The sequence below is a fragment of the Lactobacillus sp. B4015 genome, assembly GCF_026536055.1.
Taxonomy (GTDB): Bacteria; Bacillota; Bacilli; order Lactobacillales; family Lactobacillaceae; genus Lactobacillus; species Lactobacillus panisapium.
In genome coordinates, this window is the sequence record NZ_JAFNOY010000005.1 from 97,278 (window position 1) to 115,267 (window position 17,990).

Sequence of the window (17,990 nt, forward strand, 5' to 3'; positions counted from 1 at the left end):
TTTATTTTCAATTCAGTAAGATTGACTATTTTTGATGCTTCATCATGTTCATCACCTGGTTAACCTTCTTAGCGGAAGGCTTTTGCCCCATTTGTGACATCATGGCAACGATCATATCCTCACTGATTGGTGGATTATCTTTAAAGTATTTCTTCATGTATGCTCTTGCACCATAAAAACCGCCAACAAGGCCAATTAATAATGCAATAATAATTAAAACAATTACTAATCCTAATTTCATAGAAAATCACCTCAATTTGTCCAATAGATATATCTTACCGAAAATTTAAGCAAATTTAAAGACGTAAATTAGTCTTTTCGCAAACCTTTCTTGCGCTGAGCTTTCTTCGCTTTTTCGGAAGTAATTTCCTTGCCATTTTTATCAATTATGACCAAGTTTTCAACGTCTTGCTTAAAACCGGCGCGAAAGTTTTTGATAAATTCTTGATGAAGTTTTTTACGTTCCTTTTCTTCTTCATCAGATAATCCCTCTTTTTCTTTCTTATGATATAGTTCGTTTATTCGATTAATCATCTTTTTTTCATTGTCTTCCGTCATTTTTTGCACCTCTTTCGCACTTCTCAATAAAAAAAGTCTACCCTATTTCTACTAATAAAAAAAGTTTAAATTTTTAGAACGCTTGTTTGTATTATGTCTTAATTTCTGTTAGAATATGCTTATCAGGAAATAGACTATCATGGGAGCCAAGAATGACTAACAAACAAAGTTCAAAACAATTACAAATTTTACGTTATATCTATGACACAGTTGAAAAGCGCGGATTTCCACCAACCGTGCGAGAAATCTGCCAAGGAGTTCAACTTTCTTCGACTTCGACTGTTCACGGTCATTTGTCACGGTTGGAACGCAAAGGCCTTATTCTTAAGGATGCCACCAAGCCACGAGCATTGGAAATAACAGAAAAAGGTAAGAAAGCTATTGGCGTTAAGCCAACTGAAATTCCTGTTGTCGGTGTTGTTACTGCCGGTCAGCCAATTTTAGCAGTTGAAGATATCGAAGATTACTTTCCTCTTCCACCAGATTTAGAAAATGATGCTGGTGACTTGTTCATGCTACATGTTCATGGAGAAAGTATGATTAATGCTGGTATTTTAAACGGGGACAATGTTATTGTTCGTAAACAAAGCTCAGCAACAAACGGTGAAATTGTTGTTGCCATGACAGATGAAAACGAAGCAACTGTTAAACGTTTTTATAAGGAAAAAGATCATTATCGCCTTCAACCTGAAAATGATAACATGGCACCGATTATTCTTAATAGTGTTCATATCTTAGGTAAAGTTGTTGGTCTTTACCGCAATAATATTAATTAGCTTAAAAAGTTTTTAGTCTGTTAGATTGTTTAATTAATAACTGTTCATTTACTTAATGAGCAGTTTTTTTAGTGCTTTTTTCAATGCCACTAAAGCTTTTTTTCTGTGACGCAGTTCTCTGATTGCAGCATCATTTTCCGCTATTTTTTCTTCGATTAGCCGAAGATTTTGCTCATGCTGCTTTTTTGTGCCACATGACTGGTCATGCAATTCTTTGATTGCGCAAATTTCTTTTAGTGAAAAGCCCAATTCTTGTAAGTTTTTTATTTCCAGAAATGATTCTACTTCATTATCAGTAAACCAATAATTTTTTCCCTTTCGTATTGGCGTTAATAAGCTTAATTCAAGATAAAACCTGACTGTATCCTTAGTAGTATTCATTTTAGTGATAAATTCTTTTAAATACATGTATATCCTCCTTGACGTTGGGTAAACCCCCTATAGTTAAATAGCGTTAGGAGGAAAGAAAATTGAAAATTTCAACTAATTTATTGACTATTATTTACGGAACAATAATGATAATTGCGGCCGTAGCTAGCATCCCCAAAATTCCTGTTTGGTTAATTGGCTTAAACGTTATCTCAAGCGTTTTATTAATATTGAGCTGCTTAACTGGTTACCATAAATATGCACCAATTTGTTTATTTGCACTTTTACTCATTGCGTTAATTAATGGCTATTGCCTAAACGGAAGAATCAATTGGCTTCACTGGTTTATCAGACTGACCATAACCATTGCTTTAAGTTGGTTAAACTGGTGTTTTTAAAAAAATGGCATTATTTAGTTTACAAAAGAGATCTTCTGTTTGCTATTTAATTCCGCTTCAATATATTTGTTACCATTTTTAACGTTAAGTCAAGTATAATCGCTTTCATAAAAAGAATCTGATGACTTTCCACATCAGCTATGCTTTTTAACTTCACAAAGTTTTCGGCATTTTTTAGTATTAAATTCCGATATTATAGCATTTTTATTTTACTTTGTGAATTATTCAGATGTTTCACTTTGGTTTCACAGTATAACTTTTCACAAAGTCAAAACTACAGTTGATCGAGTATGCTTGTTGCTAGTTCCAGTCCTTTACCATGCGCATCTATACCCCAGCCACGTTCTTGATGATTCTCAATATCATTAAGTGAATCGGCAGTAAACAGAATTTGCGCAAAATCAGCTTGCCGAAATTGTGCACAAGCAGCCATAGCGGCACATTCCATTTCAACGCATGCAGCACCAAGTTTCTTAAATTGCTTGACCTTTCTAGCAGTTTCCCTGAAAAAACCATCAGTAGTCCAAGTCGTTACCTCTTTGACTTTAAAACCATTTTGCACCATCAAGTTTTCAGTTTTAGTTAAAAAGGCTGAACGCAAATCAACGAAGTTGCCTGGTTCCATGTAGTGAAAAGATGTTCCTTCATCACGAATGGCTTTGGTCGGAACCAAAAAATAGTTTTCTGGCAGATCAACAAGTGTCCCTGCTGAACCGATTGCCAAAATCTGCTTGACACCATAGCTAATGAGCCAGTCTAGTATTTGAACCGCAGCAGGAGCGCCAAGCATTGCCTGACACAAAGTGATTTTTTCTTTGGGCATCTCCACCTCATAAATTAAGGTCATTTTACCAAAGCAATCGAAGTGACCCAAAACTCGGTGAGGATGCTGAGCTAAGAAGTCATCAATTGCTTCTTGCGTTAAAAAGGCAAAGAGCAATTTTGCATGAAAGTGATAATGCGTTTCATTTCTTTCATGATCTGGTTGTAAAACCGCACGCGGAGTTGAATCAAAATCTAATAAAAATGGTTTGCTCATCAAATTACCTCCAAATTAAGATATTGATTAAAATGCTATCATAAAAAGCACAAAAAAAGAACCATCTCTTAAATGCGAGATGGTTCTTTTTTAACAGTGAATTAACGACGTTTTTCCGCAATTCTTGCAGATTTACCGTGACGTTCACGTAAGTAGTAAAGCTTAGCACGACGAACACGACCGTGACGTAATACTTCAACTTTAGCTACACGAGGATCGTTAACTGGGAAGGTACGTTCAACACCAACACCAGAAGCAATCTTACGAACAGTGTATGTAGCAGCAATGCCTGCACCCTTACGCTTGATTACGACACCCTCAAACATCTGAATACGTTCATGACTACCTTCAACAACACGTACGTGAACACGAACTGTGTCACCAGCACGGAAGTCAGGAATATCATCACGTAATTGTTCTTTAGTCAATTCTTGAATTAATGGATCCATAATTTTTTCTCCTTCTGCGGCATTCATCAACGTTCTATGCGCCAGCGGAACACCCATAACTATTAATGCAAAAAATTTGCACCTCAATCATCTTAGCAAAATAAAGTTATTAAATCAAGCTTCATCATCTTCATGCTTAATTTCTGCAAGCAATTTCTTTTCTTCATCACTTAAGTGGTAATCTGCTAATAAATCCGGGCGATATAATGCAGTAGCACGCAAAGATTCTTTCTTTCGCCATTCAGCAATTTTTTGGTGATTGCCAGAAGTTAATACTGCAGGAACTTTCATCCCCTCAAAATCTTCTGGCCTGGTATATTGCGGATATTCAAGCAGACCATGTGCAAAACTTTCTTCGATTGGTGAGGCAGCATTCCCTAAAATTCCTGGAAGTAAACGAACAGTAGCATCGATCATGCTCATTGTTGGCAACTCACCACCAGTTAAAACATAGTCCCCAATCGAAACGGTCTCGTCTGCTAAGTCATAAATCCGCTGATCAAAACCTTCATAGTGACCACAAATAAAGGTCAAATTTTCTTCTTGGGACCAATTTTGTGCCATCTTTTGGTTAAAAGTTTTACCCTGTGGAGCTGTTATAATGACTTTGCCCTTATTTGCTAGAGAATCCAATGCCTTTTTAATTGGCATAATTTGTAAAACCATACCTGCACCACCACCGTATGGCGTGTCATCAACATGATGATGGACATCACTTGTGAAATCTCGAAAATTTACTAAGTTAAGATCCCATTTTCCATCTTCCAGTCCACGTCCTAACATTGAAGTTGTTAATGGGGTAAACATATCAGGAAAAAGAGTTAAAACATTAATCTTCATCGCGTAAGCCCTCCAATAACTCAACATAAACTTTTTTATTGGCAATATCGACTTGCTTAACGACCTCATCAATATATGGAATTAAATATTCATTGCCCGAGTCTTCGGTTATTTCCCAGACATCGTTTGCACCGGGGGTTTCAATACCCGTAATTTTGCCTAGGTCTTGTTTGGTTTCGTTATCCAAGACTTGGCAACCCAAAATATCGCGGTAATAGTAGGCGCCAGCAGGTAATTCGTGTTGGTTTTCCTGACTAATTACGATTGTTTCTCCCTTTAATTTTTCAGCATCATCAATCGTACTGATTTCTTCAAACTGCAGTAGCCAGAATTGTTTAAATGGTCGACTGCTTTTAACGGTTAGGACAAAATTGGGATTGTCTTTTAAAGAAAGCTCACTACCCGGTGAAAAACGTTCTTCAGGAAAATCAGTAATTACTGTTACCTTGACTTCTCCATTTAGACCATGTGTGCTCAGTATGCATGCGACATCGTAATATTGCATTTCTTCTCCTAAATTCAACAAAGAAAAAAGTTTGAAGCAAACTGCTTCAAACTTTTAAAGTAAACAAATCAATTATTTGTTAAATTTTGATTCATGCAGCTTCTTCATTAAGCCGGCACCAGAAAGAAGTGACCGAACAGTGTCTGAAGGTTGTGCACCCTTCTTTAACCATTCAAAGATTTTATCTTCATCAAGCTTCAATTCTTTTGGTTCTGAAACTGGGTTGTAGTAACCAACTTCTTCGATAAAACGACCATCACGAGGCATTCTTGAGTCTGCTACGACTATTCTGTAGAAAGGCTTTCTCTTGGCACCCATGCGGCGCATACGAATTTTAACTGACATATTAAATTCCTCCTAAAAACTTACGAATAATAATATAGCACTTTTCAAAATAGGTGTAAAGTGTTTTTCCTTAACAGATATTTTTTTAAGAATGATAACGCTTGACTTTCATTCTCTTCTTCTTGTTCTTCTTAAACTTTTTACCCATGCGGCGCATTGCAATCTTGCCCATTGGTGAATCCATTCCAGGAAGATTGCCCATGCCCTTTAGATTACCCTTTGTAATCTTGCTCATCATATCACGGGCTTGTTTGAATTGCTTAATCATTCGGTTAACTTCAACGATTGGTCGTCCAGAACCTGCAGCAATTCGCCGGCGCCGACTTGGGTTAAGCAATTCGGGATTTTCCCGTTCTGCTTCTGTCATTGAAGAAATGATTGCTTTGACGTAAACAATCTGTTTCTTATCAAAATTCATGTTCTTCAATTGTGGGTTATTGGCCATGCCTGGAATCATTTTAATTAACTGATCAAGCGGCCCCATCTTTTCAACTTGTTCAAGCTGGTCTACGAAGTCATTAAAATCGAAGGTATTCTCCTTCATTTTCTCTGCAACTTCTTCAGCCTTTTTGGCATCGTAATCTTGCTGCGCCTTTTCAATTAAGGTCAGCATGTCTCCCATGCCTAAAATTCTTGAAGCCATCCGGTCAGGGTGGAATTGTTCCAGATCACTTAACTTTTCACCTTGACCAGTATAAATAATTGGCTTACCAGTGACAGCTCGAATTGATAAAGCTGCACCACCACGGGTATCACCATCAAGTTTAGTTAAAATTACCCCAGTAATATCTAGTCGACTATCAAAACCTTTAGCCACATCCGTAGCGGCTTGACCTGTCATGGCATCGACGACAAGCAAAATGTTGTCTGGTTGAGCAACCTTTTTAACTTGCTCAAGCTCTTCCATTAATGGTTCATCGATTTCTAGTCGACCAGCAGTATCGATAATTACATAATCATTTTTATTGTCATCAGCCTGCTTTAAGCCATTTTCAACTATTTTGGCAACATTTTTTTCATCGTGTTCACTATAAACAGGAACATTTAACTGCTCACCAATTTGTTCAAGTTGATCAATTGCGGCGGGACGATAAATATCACCGGCAATTAACAATGGACGAGCTTTATCCTTGTCAATTAACCGCTTAGCTAATTTACCCACCGTAGTCGTCTTACCAGTACCCTGAAGACCAACCATCATAATGATCGTCGGAATATGCTTGGACTTGTTAAGAGTGGCTGCACTCTCACCCATCATCTTTGTCAGTTCATCGTTGACGATCTTAATTACTTGCTGACCAGGATTCAGGCTTTCCTGAACTTCTTTGCCCAGAGCCTCTTTTTTAATCTTTTTAATGAAGTCTTTGACAACTTTAAAATTAACATCGGCCTCTAACAATGCCAATCTAATTTCTCGGCTAGCAGTATTGATATCTTCTTCGGAAATTTTACCTTTGCCAGTTAGGTTGCGTAACGCTTTTTGAATTCGTTCACTTAAATTTTCAAAAGCCATGAATCATTCTCCCCTCATTTTACTTAATAATTGTTCTATTTGACTAAGCGCACATGCTTGTTGATTTTCTTTAATCGTTACAGAAATTTTAGTTAGTTTTTGTTCAATGTCATTATAATCTCTTTGCATATGCAATTTTTCTTCATAATTCGTCAAAAGCTTGCGGCAGCGCCGAAGGTTATCATAAACTGCCTGTCTTGATACCTGATGATTAAGGGCGATTTCTCCCAAGGATAGATCATTATAATAGTAATCTTCGAAATAGTCTTGCTGATTTTTGGTTAGCAATTTTCCGTAATAGGCATATAAATCACCTAATATTTCATTTTTTACGAGTTCATCCATTACTTTCACCTTGAACCAGTATAGCAAAAATACGGGTAATTGACGATCGAGAAAGCTAATATTGTCTGAAAATCTCCTACTGCGAAACTTGCTTTTTGATATTAATGCCTGTATTATTACGAATGTTTATTTCACATAGAAATATAGTAGAATAATTACAAAATTATTTGATAGGACTTAACTTTTTTAAAAACAACTATCATAATAGATAAGTAATATTAAAATCAATTTTAAAGCGATCCAAAGTAGTTTGATTATCAACTAGCAGTTTTGCTTGAACAATTAGCTGAACTTGGATCATTTTAAGTCCTCAGATTTCGGAAAAAATAATAAGGAGATTTTAACGTGAATTTATGGAAAAAAATGAATCGAAAAGAAAATCCTAGTATTTATCAAGAAAAAGACGGACATTTAGTTCGAACATTAAAAGTACGGGATTTTTTAGCACTTGGTGTTGGGACCATTGTCTCTACGTCGATTTTCACTTTACCTGGTGAAGTGGCAGCTTTACATACGGGCCCAGCTGTAGCAATTTCCTGTGTGATTGCATCAATCGTCGCTGGACTTGTTGCCTTTGCCTACGCTGAAATGGCAGCAGCGATGCCATTTGCAGGTTCAGTTTATTCCTGGATCAATGTTATTTTTGGCGAATTTTGGGGTTGGTTCTCAGGTTGGGCTTTATTAGCGGAATACCTAATCGGTATGGCTTTTGTTGCTTCTGGATTATCAGCTAACTTTCGTGCTTTAATTTCTCCCCTAGGTTGGCGCCTGCCAAATGCTTTAGTTAATCCTCTTGGAGTTAACGGCGGAGTTTTAGATTTAGTTGCCCTAATCGCTATTTTTTTGTGTGCTATTTTAGTTAGCTTCGGTGTTTCAAAAGCCTCCAAAGTAGAAAACTTTTTAGTGATAATTAAAGTCTTGGCAATTATTTTGTTTGTTGTGGTTGGTTTAACTGCAATTAAAAAAGCTAATTTTCTACCTTTTGTGCCGCATTACCGGACAACCAGCCACGGTCCTTTCGGAGGTTGGCAAGGTATCTACGCTGGTGTATCAATGATTTATATTTCTTTTTTAGGCTTTGACACAATTGCTTCAAATTCAGCTGAAGCCGTTAATCCGCAAAAAACAATGCCACGAGGTATTATTGGTTCATTATTAATTGCTGTCGTTTTATTTGTTGCAGTTAGCCTCGTATTGGTTGGAATGGTACCATATCACCAATACCTTAATTCAGCCGAGCCCGTTGGCTACGCTCTGCGTCATACTGGACATGGCGTAATTGCTGTAATCGTTCAATCTGTCGCCGTTTTAGGGATGTTTACGGCATTAATTGGTTTATGCATGGCCAGCTCACGCTTAGTGTATTCTTTTGGCCGAGATGGGATGTTACCTAAAAAATTAGGAAAATTAAATAGTGATCATCGTCCTGCCAATTCACTCTGGACAGTTGCAATCGTAGCTATTATCATTTCTGCCTTTATTCCTTTTTCATTTTTAACACAACTGGTTTCCGCAGGTACTCTGATTGCCTTCATGTTTGTTTCAATTGGAATTTATCGTCTGCGGCCTAGAGAAGGTCATGATATTGTGGATCCTGCATTTAAGATGCCTCTTTATCCCATCCTACCGTTCCTAGCCTTTTTAGGTTCTTTCGCAGTTTTCTGGGGATTAGATCTACAAGCCAAAAAGTATATGCTCTTCTGGTCAATCATCGGGATACTAATTTATTGCTTTTACGGTATCAGACATTCCAACATTAATAATAGAAAATAAAAAAGCCTCTCGCTAACTAAATGATCGGTACCGTGTCAAGTAGACGGTCGAAATATTAGCGGGAGTTTTTACTTACCACACATTTTTCACCTATTCTTCCAGCAAGAAGCTTTTAGGAATCTTTTGACCAAAATGCAGCAATTTCTGATACCAATAAAAAGAATCTTTAAAAAAGCGGCGATTGGTTTCTTTACCTTCATCTTTTAGATCAACATAGATTAAACCATATCGTTTAGACATTTGCGTTGTAGACGCTGATACCATATCTGTTGTCCCCAAAATTAAGTAGCCAATTAGCTCAATTCTATCATTTGCCCAAGATATTAACATTTCTCTGATATGTTCTTTTAAATAGGCAATGCGGTAATCATCATGAAGACGACCGTCAGGAGTCAAGCGATCACGATCAGTAGCACCAAGACCATTTTTGACAATAAAAAGAGGTTTTGATACCGATCATACAAATTTATTAATGTTAGTCGTAACCCAATCGGATCGATTTGCCAAGTAAAAAACTTGTATTTCACAATCTGTGTCATACAAGTTTCTTCTAAAGATTATAAATTAGCATCCATGTTAAAAGTTAATTTTGACATGTTAATGGAATCAATCATCATTTGTGCCCATAATTTTTCTGAACGCTTACGAGTATAAGCAACTGTTTCTTGGTTCGCCTTTGTTAAGTATTCAGTTAAAGCAGCACCGGACTTATCGCCAGCACCATCAATTATTTCGTGTACACGACGCCTGAAATATTGATTCAACTCATTTAAATAATCAGTATCCAACTGAACAAATTGTGGATAATGGCTTTCAACTAGTGCAGCAAGAGACTTGTAATACCACCATGCATCATTCATGTTATAGTCCATTGATGTATTGTTATATGAAGGATCAGTATCATTCATATTTGCAAAGAATGGTACAAATGGCGTAAAAGTAGGTCCACCAATACATAGCCACATGATAGCTGCCTTATCAGCAGCAACATCATTTCTAATTTGTAAAATATGCGCATTTTGAGTCCGATTTAAACCAATTGGACGGAAACGGTGCTTTTCTTCTTCTGTTCCCTTGCCAAAAGGATCAAACGGAGTATTTTGATAATGGCTTCCTAAGACAAATTCGATATCTTCACGGGTAATTTTCTTAGCAGCCCGGCGAATAAATGGCAAATCACCATCAGTTGGTTCTTGTTCAATTTCAGGATTAAAATACTTTTGCCCATACCATACACGATTAGTGTTGTAATAACGATCTTGTTGACTGTAAGTACCAAAAATATGACGGAAATTCCAACCTTCATGGTCAACATTTAGGTGGTGATCAGCAACAAATTCTCGTATACCGTCACTCCACATAAAGTTATCTGAATCAGTGAAGTCAACCTGCTCAATTGAAACCCGATTAGCCGCAACAGCGTATGCATCATCTGGGATACGCTGTGCAACCCAATGATGACCAGTTACAATTTCCATGTACCAAATTTCATCTTTGTCACCGAATAAAACAGAGTTGCCCGCAGGTGATCCGTATTTGGCAATTAATTTGCCTAAAAATTGGACACCGTCTTTGGCCGAATGAATGTATGGTAAAACAACCGACTGCATACAATCTTCATCTAAACCATCCTTCACCAAGGGATCATAGGCCAAAGCACGTTCATTACCATAGGTTGATTCTGTACAAGACATTGCAACATTATCTTGGTTAATACCACTTTCATCGTAATAACCCCGGTGCTTGTAATCAACATTAGGTACTGCAGGCACACGTTGTGCATTTTCTGGAAGATCCATTTCAAACTTATTAAGCCATGATTTTATCTTCCGCCCCTTTTCGCCTTTTGCCTCTGGGTGAATAATAAATTTTTGCGGGGTAATTGGTCGAAAAGTATCGTCATTTCGAGCAATCATGGTTGAACCGTCAACGGATGCTTTTTTCCCAACCAAAATAGTTGTACATGCGCTATATTCTTTCATTAATAAACTCCTTTTGTTTTTTCTTTATCTTAAACCAAATCATGGAAAAGACCAACTGCATAATCAGCCGCGTCAAAATCGGCTAAGTCGCTAGCTTTTTCGCCTAAGCCAACCAATTTTACCGGTAATTTCATTTCATTTCTAATTGCTAAAACAACACCACCCTTTGAAGAGCCGTCTAACTTGGTTAACACCAAGCCAGTCAATTTAGTCGTTTTATCAAAGTCCTTGGCCTGCAATAATGCATTTTGTCCAGTTGATCCATCTAAAACTAATAAAGTTTCGGTTGGTTCATCTGGTGCCTGCTTTTTGATTGTTCGCTCAATTTTTTCGAGTTCACTCATCAGATTCTTTTTGTTTTGAAGACGGCCGGCTGTATCAACCAACAAGTAATCAGCATGTTCCGCAATTGCTTTTGTTGTTGCATCAAAGACAACAGAGGCTGGATCGGCCTGCTCTTTTCCAGTAACTACCGGGACATCGACTCGTTTGCCCCATTCAACTAATTGTTCAACTGCTCCAGCCCTAAAGGTATCAGCTGCCGCTAACAAAACAGATTTTCCTTCATCTTTGAATCGTTTAGCCAATTTGCCAATCGTTGTTGTTTTACCAGCACCATTTACACCGACAAATAAATAAATATTTGTTTTACCGTCATCGTGAGAGCGCAATTTTTCATTAGCTGCATCCCCATTTTGATCGTAAAGTTCAACTAATTTTTCAACGATCACTTTTTTCAAATCATCACGTGACTTCGCTTTTTGCAATTTGGCTTCGTCTCTTAGTGCAGTTGTTAATTGCTCAGCCGTCTCGTAACCAACATCTGACTCTATTAACAGTTCTTCCAAATCGTCAAAGAAATCTTCATCAACTGTTCTAAATTGAGCAAAAAATTTATTTAAACGCGCTCCAAAGCCTTGGTTGGTCTTTTCTAGCCCTTTTTCATAAAGCTCAGTTTGGCTATCAGATTGATCAGTTTTTTCTTCAGCTTTATCTGCTTCAGACTTTGCCGTTATGTCACTTGAAGCTGTATCGTTGTCCTGAGACTGGTTTTCAGTTTCAACCGCAACCGGCTTTTGTCCATCTTCCTCTTCTGCATTATTTGCAGCTGAACTTTTTGCTGAAATTTCGGACTGACTGTCAGCATCACTTTCTTTTAGATGACTATTTTCCTCTTCTTGCTCAGATTTAGGCAGTTTTTCAGAATCGCTATCTGCCTGATCGTCATCTTGAGCCTCTTTGTCTTGGGATTCCTCTTCAGATTTTTTATTCTTTTCCTCTTCTTCATTGTCGCCAAACAATGATTTTTTTATTTTATCAAATAAACCCAATGTTAATTTACCTCATTTTTTAGTTCTTTTAATGAAACGGAAAGTACCTGCGATACACCAGACTCCTGCATCACAACGCCATATAATTGGTCAGCACGCTCCATCGTGCCCCGCCTGTGCGTGATTACAATAAATTGCGTATGCATATCGTAATCTTCTAAAAACTTAGCAAAACGCGTTACATTAGCATCATCAAGTGCTGCCTCGACTTCATCTAATACGCAAAATGGTACTGGTTTGTATTTCAGCATAGCAAATAATAATGTAATGGCAGTCAGTGCCCTTTCTCCTCCCGAAAGTAGGCTTAGTCGCTGCAATTTCTTGCCAGGCGGTTGCGCAATAATTTCGACACCCGTCGTTAACATATCATCTGGATTGGTTAAAACAAGTTTCGCATTCCCTCCGCCGAAGACTACAGGGAATAATTGCGTGAAACTCTCAGATACAGCGCTAAACGTGGCGTTAAACCTAGCAGAAACTTCTTGATCAAGTTCTGCCATTGATTCTCGCAAATTATCGCGCCCCTTGATTAAATCATTTTGCTGGTTGTTTAGAAAATCATATCTCTTCTTAACGTCTTCATATTCTTCAATTGACTTAATATTTACCGGACCAATATCTTCAATTGACATTTTATGCAATTTGACACTTTTTTGCAGTCGCTGGCGGGTTTCTTCATCATTTTCACAGTCGGCTTGGGCTAAAGCTGCCTCAAATGTCAACGAATAATCTTTACTTAGTTGATCCAAGCGCTGATCGATTTGACTAGTTAACTGTGCAATTTTGACGGAAAAGCTTTCTTGTTCTGCCGCAGCATCTTTACGTAAATCATAGTTCCGGCTAGCAACTTGGTCTAGCTGCGTAATTTTAGCGTCAGCCTTACCTAATTGGGAACTTAATTGACTTAACTGCGTTTGCAACTGCTCTTTTTTTATCGCTCCATTTTTTTGCTCTTCGTCCATTTGCTGCTTTTTTTGCTGGTCAAGTTTGCCACTCTCATTGAGCGTCGCTAACTTTTTAGTTAAAGCAGTAATTTGTTTTTCATGCTGATTTAAATCACGTTTTTTATCTGACTGTTGCTTGCTCAGATTTTCTAATTTATTGGTATAAACTGCAATCTGTGGATCAAGTTCAGCTAATTTTTCCTGAACCTTTTGATTTAGAGCGGTAAAGTTTTCGATTCGATCCTGGATATTTTTAATTGCCGCTTTTTGTTGCTCAATTTGCTTAACAAAGCTAGCCTTTTGCTGCTCGGCTTTTGCAATCTTTTCCTTAAGCTCGACAACTTGTTTATCGCGTTCTTTTTTACGAACCTCAAATAACTGATTAGCCGCCTTTAAGCGGTTGACTTCTTTTTCTTGGTTTTGATAGGAAAGAACTGCCTCACCAAGTTCACGGCTATAATCCTGCTGCTTCTTTTGAGCTTCGGTAATTTTTTGGTTTAAAGCATCACTTTCAGCAGCTAAGGCGGTAAAAGCAGTTTGATCTTCTGCTAACTGCTTTTTTAACTGAACCCGGCTTTTTTGTAATTGATTAAGTTCAGTTACGGTTTGCAGTGGCGAATTATTTTTCTGGTTTCGCGTTCCCCCAGTCATTGAGCCTCCAGGCGAAATGACGTCACCATCTAACGTAACAATTCGGTAGCGAGCAATTCTCTGACGGATTTTCATGGCAGTGTCAATTGTATCGACAATAATCGTACTGCCTAATAAATAATTGATAGCAGGTGTAATATCATAATCTGTGGCATTTTCTACTAACTGATTAGCAATTCCCTGAACGCCATCATAAGATTCGATAATTTTAACTGTTGAAGGCGGGATGGAATTTTCTCGTAAGCCATCGAGCGGTAAGAACGTTGCACGACCAGAATGGCTACTTTTCAGTTGATTGATGGCATCACGGGCACTTGTCTTCGTGGTAGTAACTAAATCTTGCACACCGCCTCCAAGTGCAGTGGCCATTGCAGCTTCAAATTTAGCTGAAAAGGAGATTAACTCACCAATCGCACCGATCACGCCAGGATAGTTCGGTAAATTATTAAGAACATTTTTAACCCCATAATAATATCCTTCGTGCCGCTTACGAATGTTTTCTAAAGCTTCATAACGAGCATTTATCTGACTATAGCGCTGACTATTGGTATTGACAACTTGCCGCAAATCAGCTAATTTTTCCTGTTTTTCCGCTTGCTGGCTGGTTAATGCATTAACATGGTCTTTTTTTGCTTGATGCTTTTCCTTCAGTTGTTTGCCAGTTTCACGCAATCTATCTAATTCTAAAGTTGCTTTTTGCAATTGAGCAGCAACATCATCATTTTGATATTCGTCATTTTCAGCCGTCCGTTTTAGTTCAGATTTCAAATAAACAATTTCATTATTATTAGAAGTCTGATCTTGCAAAAGTTGAATATAATCGCTTCTTAAATCATCTAATTTTTGTGATAACTTAGTCGGATTTTCATCTAATTGGTCAGTTAATTCTGCACGTTGATCTTGCAAAAGCTTTTGTTCAGCAGCTAAACTTTGCTTATTTTCGCTTAATTCAGAACATTCATTTTGTAAGGTTACTACTTGTTTTTTTAAATCAACTAATTCAGATTCATATTCTTTTTTAGTAGCTTCACTATACTGTTTACTTTGTTCAGCTACTTGTAAACTGGTATTTATTTCGGAAAGTTTCTTTGTCAAAGCCAGCAATTCCTCTTGAATTTGCTCACGCTGCCCGTTAATTTCTTTGTATTCATCCCTTTTTGCAGCCACTGCAGCTTGCGATTCTTTGACTTCGCGATCAAGCTTTGACAAAAGAACTTGATTTTGATCAGCTTTAGTTTGAACGGACTTTTTTTGAATATCCAAATCCTCAATTTCAAAGGCTAAAAGTGTTTTCAGCTCTTGATCCAAGCCATCTTTTTGAAATTGGTATTCCTTTGCAAGGGAACTTTGCTCATGTAAAGGTTCAATTCGCTGTTCAAGTTCTTTTACTAAATCATTAATCCGAACCAAGTTATCAGTTGTTTGCTCAAGTTGAACTCTCGCTTCTTCTTTTTGCTTTTTAAAATGTAAAATTCCCGCGGCCTCTTCAAATAATCCCCGGCGGTCTTCAGGGTGCGAATTCAAGATTTGATCAACCCGACCTTGAGAAATGATGGCTAAACTATCTTGCGAAATCCCTGAATCTAAGAAAAGCGCTCGAATATCTTTTTGTCTAACATTACGTTTATTAATCAGATATTCATTGTCGCCTGAACGTAAGATACGCCTAGAGATGATAACTTGATCTTCATCAAAATTAAGTTCACGTTTATGATTATCAAAGATCATCGACACTTCGGCATGGCTAGTAGGCTTACGAAATTCACTTCCAGCAAAAATCACATCTTTCATATTCGAACCCCGGAGTGATTTTGCACTGGATTCACCCATTACCCAGCGAATAGCTTCCGTAATATTACTTTTACCACTACCATTTGGTCCAACAATGCCGGTAATTCCTGTATCAAATTTAATTCTGGTTTTTTCTGCAAAAGATTTAAAACCATCAATAATAAGTTCTGTTAACGGCAAGTACTCACCCCCCTAATTGAGATTACGCAAAGCTGCACGTGCTGCTTCTTGTTCCGCAGCTTTTTTATTATGTCCTTTGCCTTGTGATAATACTTTACCATTAACTACCAGTTGAACGGTAAATCGTGACGGCATTTGTTCTTCTTTTAACACTTCGTACTCAATTTTTACTGGACCATCTTGTTGTAAAAATTCTTGCAAATCAGTTTTATAATCGCGAGAGGCATCAAATTTACCCGCATCAATCAACGGAAAAACTGTCAAACTCAAAAAGTGTTCAACTGCATCCATGCCCTGATCAAGAAAAAGGGCACCGTTGAAAGCCTCAAATACATCTTCCAAAAGTGTCTTGCGTGAACGAGCACCTGCTTTTTCTTCACCATGACCTAGATTTATTTCTGCTGGAAAGCCAAATTTTTGAGCGAATTCAGCGAAGCCTTCGGTATCAACAATGTTAGACCTCATGCGAGTCAATTCGCCTTCATTTAGCTGAGGAAAGTTGCGGTATAAATAATCTGAAATAGCCAATTCAAGTACTGCATCGCCTAAGAATTCAAGCTTTTCGTAATCACGCACGCCATCTCCCGGGTGTTCGTTGGCGTATGAAGAGTGAGTGAAAGCTTCTTCTAATAAATTTGGGTTATTAAATCTAATTTTATATTTTGTTTTTAATTGATTAATAAATTTCGTACTGACCATCTTTTCAACCCCTTTTTCTTTATAAATTATACCAGTTTTTGTAAGTGAAAATGAAAAAGAAAACTATTACACAGACTTTATGCAATAGTTTTCTTAATTTTTAAATATTTTAATTGTTGCTTATTCAGAAAAATTGCTTTCTACTTAGCAAAACCAACGCGATACCATAATTGATGACTGTTATTTATCTTTGAAGGTTTGAACGAATAACCAGTCAGCTTGCTATTAAGTGCATCAATTTGATATAGGTTATAAGTTGGTATAACATATGTCTCATCATTCATATACTTTTGCCATTCATGGAATTTTTCGACACGGTACTTGTGATCAAAGGCTTTTTGCGAATCCATTTCTTTCAACAGTTTGGTATTTTCAGGAGTAACAAACCGAGAGTAGTTTTGCATAGTTCTTCGCTATAAAGTTGTTCTTGTGATGGTTCACTTGATAACGTCCATCCACCTAAAAAGACATCAACTTTAGGATCATCATGCTGAACCTTATCATAGAAGGAATTAAATTCACTCAAGCAACCACCGACTAATTTAACGTTTAGGCCTGCTTTGCCCCATTGCCTGCCGAAGAGATTTATCGTTCATCTTGGCCTTTGGATTCATGACATTCTTTGATTGTTCAGCATCCCATTTATCTACTTTAAATGCCATGTAGTAATATGCCAAAGGAATTTGAGCAACAAAGTTTACGTCTTTAGTGTCCTTAACTTCCTTCCACTGACTATTAACTACCCGAGCAATATCAAATTTATGATTCTTGATTGACTGCGAAGCAGTTTTTGGTGAAACGACTTGATAAATAATTTTGGTTTGCTCCGCCAGTAATATTTGTTAGGAACCCAAGTAAGCGATTGTCCACGAACCACTTTTAGAACTTGATAAGGGCCAAAATATAATGGTTTCTTTCTAACTTGGTCAGAAGCTTCAAGTTTTGAAAATGGAATATCTTTTAAGTAATGATATGATGCTGCGTTTTCCCTAATATAGCCATTACCACTGTTATACAAACCGGACTTCAATTCTTTGCAGTGTAATATTACTACACGACCATTTTCGCCATCTGGCATTTCAATTCCAGAAATGGTTTTGGCTTTACGGTCTAATTTTAATGTAGCTGCTCTTTTATCATTAATTTTATAATGATCGTCAGTATCAAAAAGGGATTCTTTACAGGACTAGATACATCTGCACTAGGCTGATTCATTTGTAATTCTTTATTAAAAATGCCAGTAAATGGTGTATCAAACTATAGCGTTATTTTAATTGTATCGCCCTGTTTTGCAGTTTTATTTTCTGTTTCTATCGGAAACTTGCTGGCAGTTTGTGCACCTTCATTGCTTCTATTATTTGCTTTTACCACAAGCTATTAAAGCTACAGCTACTGCGGATACAAATCCCAGTGAACCTAGAAATTTACCTTTTTTCATAAAACGTGTTTCTTCTTATTAATTACTATTTTTTAATTGAGTATTAAAAACAAGTTATTGATTA

17 protein-coding genes and 2 pseudogenes are annotated in these 17,990 nt (G+C 37.2%); 3 read left to right on the forward strand and 16 right to left on the reverse strand.

Annotated elements, in window-relative coordinates:
- Positions 1-25: 25 nt before the first annotated feature.
- Entirely contained in the window at positions 26-241 is a 216-nt protein-coding gene (locus tag J3U71_RS06270) for a YneF family protein (protein ID WP_220268104.1), read from the reverse strand.
- Positions 242-309: 68 nt separating this feature from the next.
- On the reverse strand, positions 310-558 hold the full coding sequence (locus J3U71_RS06275) for a DUF896 domain-containing protein (protein ID WP_220268105.1): 249 nt from the start codon (positions 556-558) through the stop codon (positions 310-312).
- 152 nt (positions 559-710) lie between these two features.
- Between J3U71_RS06275 and lexA the strand changes: the two genes are divergently transcribed.
- Positions 711-1,334 (forward strand): transcriptional repressor LexA, encoded by a 624-nt coding sequence (lexA, locus tag J3U71_RS06280; RefSeq protein WP_267393188.1) that lies wholly within the window; start codon positions 711-713, stop codon positions 1,332-1,334.
- Positions 1,335-1,382: 48 nt separating this feature from the next.
- Here the strand turns inward: lexA and J3U71_RS06285 are convergent, their stop codons facing one another.
- Positions 1,383-1,742: a MerR family transcriptional regulator gene (locus J3U71_RS06285; RefSeq protein ID WP_267393190.1), complete on the reverse strand. Its 360-nt coding sequence runs from the start codon at positions 1,740-1,742 to the stop codon at positions 1,383-1,385.
- A 62-nt stretch (positions 1,743-1,804) separates the two neighbouring features.
- Here J3U71_RS06285 and J3U71_RS06290 point away from each other — a divergent pair, with 62 nt between their 5' ends.
- Positions 1,805-2,101: a hypothetical protein gene (locus J3U71_RS06290; protein WP_267393192.1), complete on the forward strand. Its 297-nt coding sequence runs from the start codon at positions 1,805-1,807 to the stop codon at positions 2,099-2,101.
- Positions 2,102-2,375: 274 nt separating this feature from the next.
- On the opposite strand, the gene J3U71_RS06295 is transcribed toward J3U71_RS06290, so the two are convergent.
- From J3U71_RS06295 to ylxM, 7 genes are all read right to left on the reverse strand, one after another.
- Positions 2,376-3,143, reverse strand: coding sequence for a nucleoside phosphorylase (locus J3U71_RS06295; protein ID WP_267393194.1), 768 nt, complete (start codon positions 3,141-3,143; stop codon positions 2,376-2,378).
- 98 nt (positions 3,144-3,241) lie between these two features.
- Positions 3,242-3,589 (reverse strand): 50S ribosomal protein L19, encoded by a 348-nt coding sequence (gene rplS, locus J3U71_RS06300; protein WP_103751777.1) that lies wholly within the window; start codon positions 3,587-3,589, stop codon positions 3,242-3,244.
- Between the two features lie 114 nt (positions 3,590-3,703).
- On the reverse strand, positions 3,704-4,429 hold the full coding sequence (trmD, locus tag J3U71_RS06305; protein WP_220268110.1) for a tRNA (guanosine(37)-N1)-methyltransferase TrmD: 726 nt from the start codon (positions 4,427-4,429) through the stop codon (positions 3,704-3,706).
- Positions 4,419-4,934, reverse strand: a complete 516-nt coding sequence (gene rimM / locus J3U71_RS06310) for a ribosome maturation factor RimM (protein WP_267393197.1) — start codon at positions 4,932-4,934, stop codon at positions 4,419-4,421. The genes trmD and rimM overlap by 11 nt, the downstream gene beginning before the upstream one ends.
- Positions 4,935-5,006: 72 nt before the next feature.
- Positions 5,007-5,279, reverse strand: coding sequence for a 30S ribosomal protein S16 (rpsP, locus tag J3U71_RS06315; RefSeq protein WP_103751780.1), 273 nt, complete (start codon positions 5,277-5,279; stop codon positions 5,007-5,009).
- Between the two features lie 85 nt (positions 5,280-5,364).
- Positions 5,365-6,792, reverse strand: coding sequence for a signal recognition particle protein (gene ffh, locus J3U71_RS06320; protein ID WP_220219807.1), 1,428 nt, complete (start codon positions 6,790-6,792; stop codon positions 5,365-5,367).
- A gap of 3 nt (positions 6,793-6,795) precedes the next feature.
- Positions 6,796-7,137 carry a YlxM family DNA-binding protein gene (gene ylxM / locus J3U71_RS06325; RefSeq protein WP_220234639.1) on the reverse strand — a complete coding sequence of 114 codons (342 nt, stop codon included), beginning with the start codon at positions 7,135-7,137 and terminating at the stop codon, positions 6,796-6,798.
- A gap of 345 nt (positions 7,138-7,482) precedes the next feature.
- Between ylxM and J3U71_RS06330 the strand changes: the two genes are divergently transcribed.
- Entirely contained in the window at positions 7,483-8,910 is a 1,428-nt protein-coding gene (locus J3U71_RS06330; protein ID WP_267393199.1) for an APC family permease, read from the forward strand.
- Between the two features lie 90 nt (positions 8,911-9,000).
- Here the strand turns inward: J3U71_RS06330 and J3U71_RS06335 are convergent.
- The 6 genes and pseudogenes from J3U71_RS06335 to J3U71_RS06360 form a co-directional block, all read right to left on the reverse strand.
- A pseudogene (locus J3U71_RS06335) lies at positions 9,001-9,416 on the reverse strand (family 1 glycosylhydrolase); the annotation flags it as partial.
- Between the two features lie 51 nt (positions 9,417-9,467).
- Positions 9,468-10,892 carry a C69 family dipeptidase gene (locus tag J3U71_RS06340; RefSeq protein WP_267393201.1) on the reverse strand — a complete coding sequence of 475 codons (1,425 nt, stop codon included), beginning with the start codon at positions 10,890-10,892 and terminating at the stop codon, positions 9,468-9,470.
- A gap of 29 nt (positions 10,893-10,921) precedes the next feature.
- Complete coding sequence (gene ftsY / locus J3U71_RS06345; protein WP_267393203.1) at positions 10,922-12,223, reverse strand: signal recognition particle-docking protein FtsY; 1,302 nt, start codon at positions 12,221-12,223, stop codon at positions 10,922-10,924.
- A gap of 2 nt (positions 12,224-12,225) precedes the next feature.
- On the reverse strand, positions 12,226-15,789 hold the full coding sequence (smc, locus tag J3U71_RS06350; RefSeq protein ID WP_267393205.1) for a chromosome segregation protein SMC: 3,564 nt from the start codon (positions 15,787-15,789) through the stop codon (positions 12,226-12,228).
- A 12-nt stretch (positions 15,790-15,801) separates the two neighbouring features.
- Positions 15,802-16,488, reverse strand: coding sequence for a ribonuclease III (gene rnc / locus J3U71_RS06355; protein ID WP_267393208.1), 687 nt, complete (start codon positions 16,486-16,488; stop codon positions 15,802-15,804).
- 140 nt (positions 16,489-16,628) lie between these two features.
- Positions 16,629-17,926: pseudogene (locus J3U71_RS06360) on the reverse strand (ABC transporter substrate-binding protein).
- Positions 17,927-17,990: the final 64 nt, after the last annotated feature.